The sequence below is a fragment of the Dokdonella sp. genome (genome assembly GCF_039926425.1).
Classification (GTDB): domain Bacteria; phylum Pseudomonadota; class Gammaproteobacteria; order Xanthomonadales; family Rhodanobacteraceae; genus Dokdonella_A.
The window spans coordinates 1-10,760 of sequence record NZ_JBDSWZ010000152.1 but is presented as its reverse complement, the minus strand read 5'-3'; the positions used below and the strand labels follow the sequence as shown (position 1 = coordinate 10,760).

At 65.4% G+C, this 10,760-nt stretch carries 9 protein-coding genes; 4 read left to right on the top strand and 5 right to left on the bottom strand.

Translation table 11 applies throughout. The features are described from left to right. Positions 1-28: 28 nt before the first annotated feature. From ABIV12_RS09105 to ABIV12_RS09090, 4 genes are all read right to left on the bottom strand, one after another. Entirely contained in the window at positions 29-577 is a 549-nt protein-coding gene (locus tag ABIV12_RS09105) for a GNAT family N-acetyltransferase (protein WP_348058467.1), read from the bottom strand. Between the two features lie 65 nt (positions 578-642). After that, positions 643-2,169 (bottom strand): DHA2 family efflux MFS transporter permease subunit, encoded by a 1,527-nt coding sequence (locus tag ABIV12_RS09100; protein ID WP_348058465.1) that lies wholly within the window; start codon positions 2,167-2,169, stop codon positions 643-645. Positions 2,170-2,298: 129 nt separating this feature from the next. Beyond that, entirely contained in the window at positions 2,299-3,417 is a 1,119-nt protein-coding gene (locus tag ABIV12_RS09095; protein WP_348058463.1) for an HlyD family secretion protein, read from the bottom strand. Continuing rightward, positions 3,414-3,881, bottom strand: coding sequence for a MarR family transcriptional regulator (locus tag ABIV12_RS09090; RefSeq protein ID WP_348058469.1), 468 nt, complete (start codon positions 3,879-3,881; stop codon positions 3,414-3,416). Before ABIV12_RS09090 ends, ABIV12_RS09095 begins: the two co-directional genes overlap by 4 nt. Positions 3,882-4,216: 335 nt before the next feature. Here ABIV12_RS09090 and ABIV12_RS09085 point away from each other — a divergent pair, with 335 nt between their 5' ends. From ABIV12_RS09085 to ABIV12_RS09075, 3 genes are read left to right on the top strand one after another with little or no spacing between them, the layout of a single operon-like run. Next, complete coding sequence (locus tag ABIV12_RS09085; RefSeq protein ID WP_348058461.1) at positions 4,217-6,043, top strand: assimilatory sulfite reductase (NADPH) flavoprotein subunit; 1,827 nt, start codon at positions 4,217-4,219, stop codon at positions 6,041-6,043. Between the two features lie 2 nt (positions 6,044-6,045). Beyond that, a complete protein-coding gene (cysI, locus tag ABIV12_RS09080; RefSeq protein WP_348058459.1) occupies positions 6,046-7,743 on the top strand; it encodes an assimilatory sulfite reductase (NADPH) hemoprotein subunit in 1,698 nt (565 codons plus the stop codon). Continuing rightward, complete coding sequence (locus ABIV12_RS09075) at positions 7,740-8,462, top strand: phosphoadenylyl-sulfate reductase (protein WP_348058457.1); 723 nt, start codon at positions 7,740-7,742, stop codon at positions 8,460-8,462. The genes cysI and ABIV12_RS09075 overlap by 4 nt, the downstream gene beginning before the upstream one ends. A gap of 15 nt (positions 8,463-8,477) precedes the next feature. Here ABIV12_RS09075 and ABIV12_RS09070 read toward each other — a convergent pair whose 3' ends face one another. Next, positions 8,478-9,494 carry a LysR substrate-binding domain-containing protein gene (locus tag ABIV12_RS09070; RefSeq protein WP_348058455.1) on the bottom strand — a complete coding sequence of 339 codons (1,017 nt, stop codon included), beginning with the start codon at positions 9,492-9,494 and terminating at the stop codon, positions 8,478-8,480. Between the two features lie 295 nt (positions 9,495-9,789). On the opposite strand from ABIV12_RS09070, the gene cysG reads away from it, so the two are divergent. Further along, positions 9,790-10,760 (top strand): siroheme synthase CysG (gene cysG, locus ABIV12_RS09065; protein WP_348058453.1); only part of this gene is annotated, 971 nt, incomplete at its 3' end.

Sequence of the window (10,760 nt, the reverse complement as noted above, 5' to 3'; positions counted from 1 at the left end):
TTGCGCACTCCCATTGTTCCAGAAATGGCTACAACTGCGTGCGCACCCGCGCGTAAACCTGCAGATCCAGCAGTTCGCCGCGCTTGACGATCGCACTGCGCTGCACGCCTTCCCGCTCGAAGCCTGCCTTTTCCAGCACGCGCGCCGATGCAGGATTGCTCGAATACACGCTCGCGAACAACCGATGCAGCTGGAAGTCCGCCATCGCATGATCGGCAAAGCACGCAACAACGGACGTCATGATGCCGCGTCCCCACAACATCTGGCCGAGCCAATAGCCAAGTTCCGCCGAGTACCTGCGCTCGTCCTTGCCGGGGTGCAGACTGACGCCGCCGACCGCCGCGCCGTCGATCTCCACTGCCCACGATCGATCGGACTCGTTGACTGCGCGCGCAAGCCACGCACGCCCGTCACTGCCGGTGTACGGATACGGAAACCGGTCGGCGAGGCCGCGCGAGACGTTTGCGTTGCTTGCATGCTCGACGAGACTGTCCAGGTCATCGGGACGCCACGGACGCAACCGCGCGATGCCGCAATCGAGTTCGAGCAAGGGCAACGCGGGAGAATTCGCATCCATGCGCGGATGCTACACGAGCAAACCAGATCGCTCGGCCGCACCGCGGCTGCGACATGGAGCGCGGATCAGTGATCGGCAACGATTGCCGGAACGCTGCGCGACTTCACCGGCCGCAGCAACAGCAGCAACGGGATCGCGACCAGCGTCATCACCATCATCAGCCAGAAGTCGTTGAGGAAGGCGATTGCCGATGCCTGTCGCGTGACCTCGCCATTGAGCGCGGCAAGACCTGCGAGCGAACCCGAGAAGGAGGACGGCATCTGCGCCATGTTGCTGCCGAACGGCGTCAGCCGCGACGCGATCTCGGCGTGGTTGATCTGCGTGTTGCGCGACAGCAGCGTCATCACGATCGAAATGCCGACGCTCGATCCGATGTTGCGCATCAGGCTGAAGATGCCGGCCGCTTCGGTGCGCGTGTTCGCCGGCAGTGTCGAGTACGCCATCGTCGAGATCGGCACGAACACAAGGCCGAGGCCGAGACCCTGGATGACGCCGGTCGTGACGATCACATGCTGCGGCACTTCGAGATTGAAATGCATCATCTGCCACAGCGAATACGCGGTCAGCAGCATACCGATGCCGGCGAGAACGCGCGCATCGGCGCCGCGCGCCATCAGCCGACCGACCAGCATCATCGCGATCAGCGTGCCGACGCCGCGTGGCGCAAGCAGCAGGCCGGTGGTGACGACGGGATAGTTCATCAGGTTCTGCAGATACGGCGGCAACAGCGCCATCGTCGCGAACAGCACCACTCCGAGAACGAAAATGAAGATGTTGCTGGCGAGAAAGTTGCGATCGGCGAACAGGCCGAGATTGAGGAACGATTTCTCGCTCAGCTTCCAGTGCGCGAAATACAGATAGAACCCGAGGAACGCGAGCGCAGCCTCGATCTGGATCTCGACCGAGCCGAACCAGTCCTGCTGCTGGCCGCGATCAAGAAACAATTGCAGAGCGCCGATGCCGATCGCGAGAAACGAGAACCCGCGCCAGTCGAAGCGCGACGGCCGCGTCTCGTCGGTCGGCAGGCTTGCGGCGACTCCGAACAGCGCGAGCGCGCCGATCGGCACGTTGATCAGGAACACCCAATGCCAGCTGTACGCGTCGGTCAGCCAGCCGCCAAGCGGCGGCCCGAGAATCGGCCCGACCATTACACCCATGCCCCACATCGCCATGGCGGCGCCGTGTTTTTCCGGTGGATACACGTCGAGCAAGGTCGACTGCGACAGCGGAACCAGCGACGCGCCAAACAGGCCCTGCAACAGACGGAACGCAACCATCTCGCCGATGCCGGTGGCGATGCCGCACAGCACCGATGCGATCGTGAAACCGGAGATCGCGATCAGCAGCAGGCGCCGCCGACCCATGATCGAGGCGAGCCAGCCAGTCGCCGGCGTCGCGATCGCCGCGGCGACGATGTACGACGTCAGCACCCACGAAATCTGGTCCTGCGTCGCGGACAACGTGCCCTGCATGTTCGGCAGCGCGACGTTCGCAATCGTCGTATCGAGCGCCTGCATCAGGGTGGCAAGCATCACCGACACGACCAGCAGGCCGCGATTGGCGACTTCACGATGGGTGGCGGAGGGAGTCATGGCATCTGGATACTTCGCTGATTGTTTTTCACGTCATGCCCGCGACCGCGGGCATCCAGTTCCAGCGGCGCCTGCTTTCGCGGACAGGACGTCGATGGACAATCGGGACGGTGGAGACAACGTCAGGCGTTACGGCGCCTGCGCCACGCGCGTCACCGGTTCGGCGCCGCCCTGCCAGCGCCCCAGCAGCGAGTTCTGCCGGCCGGTATCGATGTCGACCGATGTACTCATTCCGGCGCGCAGGATCATGCCCTCGCGTTCGGGTTCCTCGATCACCAGGCGCACCGGAATGCGCTGCACGATCTTCACCCAGTTGCCGGTCGCGTTCTGCGCAGGCAGCAGTGAAAACTCCGCACCGGATGCGGGGCTGATCGATGCAACGCGGGCCTTCCACGTCTTGCCCGGGAACGTATCGACCTCGATCGTCGCCGGCTGTCCGACCGCAACATGGGTGAGATCGGTTTCCTTGAAGTTCGCGTCGATCCACAGCGTGTTCGCGACCAGCGGCATCGCCGCCTGGCCAACGGCGAGGAAATCGCCGGGCTGCAGCGTGGTCTTGCCGATCGTGCCGTCCATCGGCGCAACCACGGTCGCGTGATCAAGATCGAGCCTGGCCTGCGCAAGCTGGGCCAACGCAAGCCGGTAACCGGCGAGCTTTTCGTCCGGCGTCGACGGCAGGCCGCCGAGCATGTTCTGTGCCTTCGCGACCGCGGCGGTATTCGCATCCTTCTTGGCACGCGCGCCGGCAAGATTGTTCGCCGCATCATCGAGTGACTGCTGTGCGATGAGTCCGCGCCCACGCAGTTCCTTCATGCGCGCGAACTGCTGTTCCTTGTAGACGAGGTCCGCCGACGACGACCGCACGTCGGCCTGCGCCGAGGCGTAACCGCTGCGTGCCGCGTCGAGCAGGCTCTTCACTGATTCGACCTGCGCCTGCATGCGTGCGTAGGCAATCTGCAGCGGCTCGGAATCGATCCGGAAAAGCACGTCGCCCTTGTGCACCACACCGTTTTCGCGCACGTCCACCTCGACCACGCGTCCGCCAACCTGCGGCGCGATCGTCACGTGATCGCCCTGCAGGTAGGCGTTGTCGGTCGACGCGTAGCGGCCGGAGGTGACGTACAGCCAGCCGCCGATCACCAGGACCACGATGGGGCCACCGATCCACAATGCGGTTCGCGCCCAACGGCGCTTCGGTGCCGCCGGCACGGCGACGGAATCCGGTGTCTGATGGGTTGTGTCGCTCATGATGCAGCCCTTTCTTGATTTGGTGCGCCGTCGAGCGCGACCAGGTTGTCCTTGATCTGCGCGAGCACGCGCACCAGTGTTTCGAAATCCTCGCGCTTGACGTTGCTCAACGCGTCGTCCCGCAGGCCCTTCGCAATGATCTCCATCTCGGCAACCACCGCGTTTGCTTTCGCCGTCAGGTACAGGCTCCAGCGTCGGCGGTCGCCGGGATCGGCGCGGCGCTCGACGTAGCCGGTCTTCTCGAGGCGGTCGATCACGCGACCGACCGGGATCGGCTGCATGTCGAGGAAGTCCGCGAGCTCGGTCTGCGAGAGGCCCTCTTTGCGGCGAATCGCCTTCAGTGCCCGCCATTGGGCACGCGTCAACTTGAAGCGCACCGCACGCCGGTCGAAGTGCGTGCGCAGGTGACGGGTAACGTCCTGCATGAGGTACGCGAAGGTGCTGTCGGTTGCCTGGGTCATCATGGACACGAATATTATGTCCTAGGCAGTATAATTACAATACCCGCCAGTGCACTTTAATTCGCGGCGTTCAGGAATGGGCGCATGAGCGGCTTTTCCAGCGTTTTGATGCCTGCGCGTGATGAGACATCTTCGAAACGGCCGTCGCCACCCTGGCGGTCCATGCGATCGTGAACGCAACCAGGCGGACATCCTGAGCGGAGCCGGTCGACGGGTTCGATCCGGTCCATCAACGCCACGCGTATAAGCGCATAACCAGCGGTCCTTTCCGCGCGGGTCCACATCGGCCTAGCCTGCTTCCTGTCGGACGTCTGGACGTCCATATCGAGGAAGTCGACGTGCCTGCGCTGCCGGCCCCATCGTTCGCTCCACTTCCCGGGGACGCATCCGCCGACATCCTTCGTCTGCTCGAAGGCCTCGATGCCCCGACCCTCTGGTGGGTGTCCGGTTACGCGGCGGCCCTGGCCCATTCAGCCGGGCCGCCGCGCACCGTCGCACTGTTGCCGCAGCGTGATGCAGGTGCGCAGGAACGGGTGACCATCATTTACGGCAGTCAGACCGGCAACGCACGACGCGTCGCCGAACGCCTTGCACAAGCCGTCGAGCGCGCCGGTCTCGCAGTCCGCCTGATTCGCGCCGACGCGTATCCGCAACGCGAACTCAAGACGGAGCGCCTTCTCTATATCGTGATCAGTACGCAAGGCGAAGGCGATCCGCCGGATGATGCGCGTGGCCTGGTCGACTTCATCGCCGGCAAGCGTGCTCCGACGTTGCCCGACCTCAAATTCGCGGTGCTCGGTCTCGGCGATTCCAGCTATCCGCTGTTTTGTGCAATCGGCCGGCGGCTCGATGCGCGCCTGGTCGAGCTTGGCGCGCAACGCATGGTGGCGGCGGGCGAGGCGGACGTCGATGTCGAAACAATCGCCGAACCGTGGATCGATGCGGCACTGGCGCAGGCACGCGACGCGCTCACGACAGCACTGCCGCGCGCGAACGTGACACCGCTGCATCCGCATGCGGCGCCGGCGGAATGGAGTCGCGAGAACCCGTTTGCGGCCGAGCTGCTGGTCAACCAGCGGATCACCGCGCGCGACAGCTCGCGCGCGGTCCATCATTTCGAACTCTCTCTCGAAGGATCGGGGCTCACCTACGAACCCGGCGATGCGCTCGGGGTCTGGCCGACGAACGCGTCGGCGCTGGTCGATTCGGTCATCCAGGCATTGCGGCTCGACGGCGATGAACCCGTCGCCTGCGCGGGCGAAACCCATTCGGTGCGGACGTGGCTCGGCTCGCGACGCGAGCTGACGAAGCTGTCGCGGCCGTTCATCGCAGCGCACGCAGCACGTTCCCGGGCCGACGATCTCAATCGCCTGCTGGCACCGGATCGCTCGACCGATCTCGCCGGCCTTCTGGCCAGCCATCAGGTGATCGACCTGCTGCACGCGTTTCCCGCCGCGTGGACCGCCGGCGAACTGGTCGCGGCGCTGCGTCCGCTGGCCCCGCGGCTGTATTCGATCGCCTCGAGCCGCAAGGCAGTCGGCGACGAAGTGCACCTCACCGTCGCGGACATTGGCTGGGACGCGTTCGGCATCTCGCATGCCGGTGCCGCGTCCTCGTTTCTCGCGTCGCGCGGCGACGGCGCACGCGTGCCGGTGTTCGTCGAGCCAAACGAGCGGTTCCGCGTGCCGGCCGACGGATCGACCGACGTCATCATGATCGGCCCGGGTACCGGCGTCGCTCCGTTTCGCGGGTTCGTGCAGGAACGTCGCGAAACCGCCGCGCGCGGTCGCAACTGGCTGCTGTTCGGCAATCGCCACAGCCAGAGCGATTTTCTCTACCAGACGGAATGGCAGGCCGCGTTGCGGGATGGCTCTCTGCATCGGCTCGATCTTGCATTCTCGCGCGATGAGGCGATTGCGCAGATTCCGCGCACGCGAAAAACCTATGTGCAGGACCGCCTGCGCGAGAACGGCCGCTCGCTGTTCGAGTGGCTCGACAACGGTGCACACCTGTACGTCTGCGGCGACGCGACGCGCATGGCGAAGGATGTCCACGCGGCGTTGGTCGATGTGTTCTCGACCCACGGCGGGCTCGACGGCGAGAGCGCGGAGGCGCGCCTGTCGGACCTGATCCAGCAGGGGCGCTACGCACGCGACGTGTATTGACGATGACCGTCAGCCCTTCCCACCTCGAATCCGTCAAGGCCGCCAGCCACTTCCTGCGCGGCGGCATCGTCGAGGGGCTCGCTGATCCGGTCACGGGTGCCATCGACGACGACGACGGCAAGCTGCTGAAGTTCCACGGCAGCTATCAGCAGGACGACCGCGACCTGCGCGAAGAACGTCGCCAGCAAAAGCTCGAACCCGCATTCTCCTTCATGATCCGTGCGCGCCTGCCTGGTGGCGTGTTGACGCCCGCGCAGTGGCTGGGCTTCGACGCGATCGCGCGTGAACACGCCAACGGCACGCTGCGCATCACGTCGCGCCAGACCTTCCAGTGGCACGGCGTGATCAAGCGGAAGCTCAAACCGACGATTGCCGCAATCAACGCGACGCTGATCGACACGCTGGCGGCGTGCGGCGACGTCAACCGCACCGTGGTGAGCTCGGCCAATCCGCTGCAGTCGAGTGCGCACCGGATGGCGAGCGACTGGGCCGCGCGCCTTTCGGAACACCTGCTGCCGAACACGCGCGCTTACCACGAGATCTGGCTCGACGGCGAGAAGGTCGTCGACACCGCACAGGAATCGGAACCGCTGTACGGACCGACGTATCTGCCGCGCAAATTCAAGATCGGCCTCGCGATTCCGCCGACCAACGACATCGACGTGTTCGCCCAGGATCTGGGCCTCATCGCGATCATCGAGAACGGCCAACTGCTCGGCTTCAACGTGGCGGTCGGCGGCGGCATGGGCGCAACGCACGGCGATCCGACCACCTGGCCGCGTCTGGGCGACGTGATCGGATTCGTGCCACCCGACCGCTTGCTCGAGTTGGCAACCACCGTCATCACGGTGCAGCGCGATTTCGGCAACCGCGCCGAGCGCCAGTACGCCCGCCTCAAGTACACGATCGAACATCGCGGGCTCGCATGGTTCACGGCCGAACTCGAACGTCGGCTCGGATTCCCGCTCGAACCCGCGCGGCCGTTTGCCTTCGACACCAACGGCGACCGCTACGGCTGGATCCAAGGCGACGACGGCCACTGGCATCTGACATTGCATATCGCGGCGGGGCGCGTCGCCGATACCCCGGGACAGCCATGGCTGACCGGACTGCGCGAAATCGCCCGCATGCACCGTGGCGAATTCCGGCTCACCTGCAACCAGAACCTGATCATCGCGGGGGTTGCTTCGGACCAACGCGCGCGAATCGACGCACTCGTCGCGCACCATGCGCTCGACGGATACCTGACGCAGAGCGGAATCCGTCGCCATGCGCTTGCCTGCGTCGCGTTGCCGACCTGCGGACTCGCGATGGCGGAAGCGGAACGCTATCTCCCCGATGTCCTGTCAAAACTCGAAGCGCAACTCGCACGGCACGGCCTGACCGATGCACCGATCGGGCTCCGGCTGTCGGGTTGCCCGAATGGCTGTTCGCGCCCGTATCTGGGCGAAATCGCGCTCGTCGGTCGCGCGCCTGGGCGTTACGACTTGCGCCTCGGCGCGGATTTCAGCGGCCAGCGCCTCAACCGGCTGCTTCGCCAGAACATCGACGAAGCGACCATCCTCGAAACCCTCGAACCGCTGTTCGGGCGTTACGCCCGTGAACGCACGACCGGTGAAGCCTTTGGCGACTTCCTGTTGCGCAGCGACCTGCTGCCATCCGAAGCACCCCGCACCATTCCCGCAACGGTGATCGCATGAATCCGCCTGACCTTCTCACCGCTGCCGAAGACATTCGCGCACGCGCCGATCTCAACCGCTGGCTGGCCACACTCAGCGCCCCCGAGCGCGTCCAGTGGGCAGCGGAGACGACCCCGGGAGTGCACGTGCTGTCGTCGAGTTTCGGCGCGCAGTCGGCGGCCGCGTTGCACCTGGTGACGCAGGCATTGCCGGGGATTCCCGTCGTGCTGATCGACACCGGCTATCTGTTCGCGGAGACCTACCGTTTCGTCGACGTGATGAGCGAGCGGCTGCACCTCAATCTCAAGGTCTATCGTCCGACCATCGGCATCGCGTGGATGGAAGCGCGTCACGGACGCCTGTGGGAGCAAGGCGTCGACGGCATCGAACGCTACAACCGCGTGCGCAAGGTCGAGCCGATGCAGCGGGCGTTACGTGAGATCGGCGCTCATACCTGGTTCGCCGGCTTGCGCCGCAGCCAGTCGACGTCGCGCACCGGAATCGATTTCATCGAGCTGAAGGATGGCCGCTGGAAATTCCATCCGATGGCCGACTGGACCGATCGCGACGTCGGCGTGTACCTCCACAAGAACGACCTGCCCTACCACCCGCTGCGCGAAGAAGGGTATCTGTCGATCGGCGACGTGCACACGACGCGCCGCTGGGAACCCGGGTTGAGCGTCGACGACACGCGCTTCTTCGGACTCAAGCGCGAGTGCGGGATTCACACCGAGGTGTGAATCGCACGATCCGGATCAACCCGCTGAGTCTTTCACTTCGGTTGTTGCCGCGGCGCGGAGCGCGACGACATCGCGCCAGTGCGGCGCTTCGGGCCACGGTGCGCTCTGGACTCCGTGGTCGAACGCGCGCCGCACATCGCGGCGATCGATGTGCGGCGCGAACTGTGCGATGAATTCGAGTGCGTAGTCGCGCAACACGCGATTTCGCCGCAATACGATCCACGTGGTGCACACCGGCAGCAGGTCCTCGATCGGCAGCACCCGCAGCCCCTCGTCGTCGCCGGTCACCGCCATTTCGGCAAGCACCCCGACCCCGAGGCCCGCCTGCACATAGGTTCGTATCAGGTCCGCGTCGCGCGCGGTGAAGGCGAGCCGCAATGGAAGGCCCTGCGCTTCGAACGCGCGTCGCAGCGACGACTCCGGTTGCAACGAGGATTCATAGCTCACCAACGGATACGCCGACAGATCGGCGAGGGTCAGCGGCCGGATGAGCTTCGCAAGCGCGTGGTCGCCGGGGACGAGCACCACACGTCGCCAGCGATACGCCGGCAACGCGAAACCAGTGGCGGGCACAGCACCTGCGCTCGAGGTCACGGCGAGATCGGCCTGTCCGCGTTCGAGCAACTGGAGAATTTCCGCATCGCCGCCCGGCTGCAGATGCACGCCGACATCGGGATAACGACTGTGAAGCGCGGCAATCGGCAGCGGCAGCGCGTAACGCGCCTGCGTATGCGTGGTGGCGATGCGCAATTCGCCGTGCGCTTCGTTGCGCAGGTTTGCCGCGAGCGCGCGGATGTTGGCCGATTCGGCGTGAATGATGCGTGCGCGCTCGAGCACTTCGGTCCCGGCCGCCGTCACCGCATCGAGGCTCTTGCCCTTGCGCGTGAACAGCTTGAAGCCGAGCTCATCCTCGAGCTGCTTGAGCTGCTTGCTCAGGCCTGGCTGGGTCGCATGCACGCGCTCGGCGGCCAGCGTGATGTTGAGGCCGGAATCGGCGATGGCGATGAGGTAGCGGAGCTGGGTGAGAGTCATCGGATCGGGCTCGGAAAAAGTCGCAGGCGGAACCCGCGGGTGAGCGGGCGGCGCGTACTACTCGAACAGGTGGGGCGTGTCGCGGTGTTCTCCAAGACCAAAGCCCGATCGTTTGGCGGCCACATCGAACCCATCGTCCGCGGAGCCGACGGGGGTCATCATAGCCGTCTATACGTCCACGCAGCGGACAACGCGAGAACATGCCTGCCTGGCATATGCGCACCATGACAAATCATTTCCGCGAATCGGCCGACGCGACTAGCGTGAAAGGTCTCCTCACCTCGTTCGCGGTCCGATGAAACTGTACCCGTTGTTCGCCGATCTCTCGCACCGTTCCGTCCTGGTGGTCGGCGGCGGCGAGGTGGCCGCACGCAAGGTGACGAGCCTGCTCGCGGCTGGCGCGGACGTCACGGTCGGCGCCCCTGATCTGAACGACTCGCTCGCCAGAGCGCGTGAACAGGGACGAGTCCGTCATCTCAAAGGCGCATTCGAGGAGCACTGGATGGATGACGTCTGGCTGGTCATCGCCGCAACCTCCGATACCACGGTCAACGACGCGGTCGCGACGGCGGCGACGGCGCGGCGCATTCTCGTCAACGTCGTCGACGATGCGCGCCGGTCGTCGTTCCATGTCCCGGCCATCGTTGACCGGTCGCCGCTGATCGTCGCCATTTCGTCGGCGGGCGCCGCGCCGATGCTCGCCCGCCAGTTGCGCGAACGGCTCGAAACATTGCTGGACCCGGCGCTGGGGTCTTTGACGGCATTGGCGCAGCAGTTTCGCGCGCAGATTGCACAGCGACATCCTGATCTTGGCACGCGCCGCCGGTTCTACGAACGCCTGTTCGATGGACGTATCCTCGGGTTTCTCCGGCGTGGTCAGCCGGCACTGGCGACGTCCGCGCTCGAAGCGGAACTTGCCGCGGGCGAAACACCGCGCGGCGGCAGTGTCGTGCTGGTTGGCGCCGGTCCCGGCGATCCCGGATTGCTGACGCTGAAGGGGCTGCGGGCACTCAACCAGGCCGACGTGATCGTGCACGATCGCCTGGTGAGTCCGGAGGTGCTCGCACTCGCCCGGCGTGACGCGCAACAGATCGAGGTCGGCAAATCCGCAGGCGGCCATTCGACCGCGCAGTCGCGGATCCACGCGCTGCTGCTCGAACACGCACGCGCGGGCCGGCGCGTCGTGCGGCTGAAGGGTGGCGATCCGTTCGTGTTCGGACGCGGCGGCGAGGAACTGGAGTTCCTGCGCGATCACGATATTCCGTT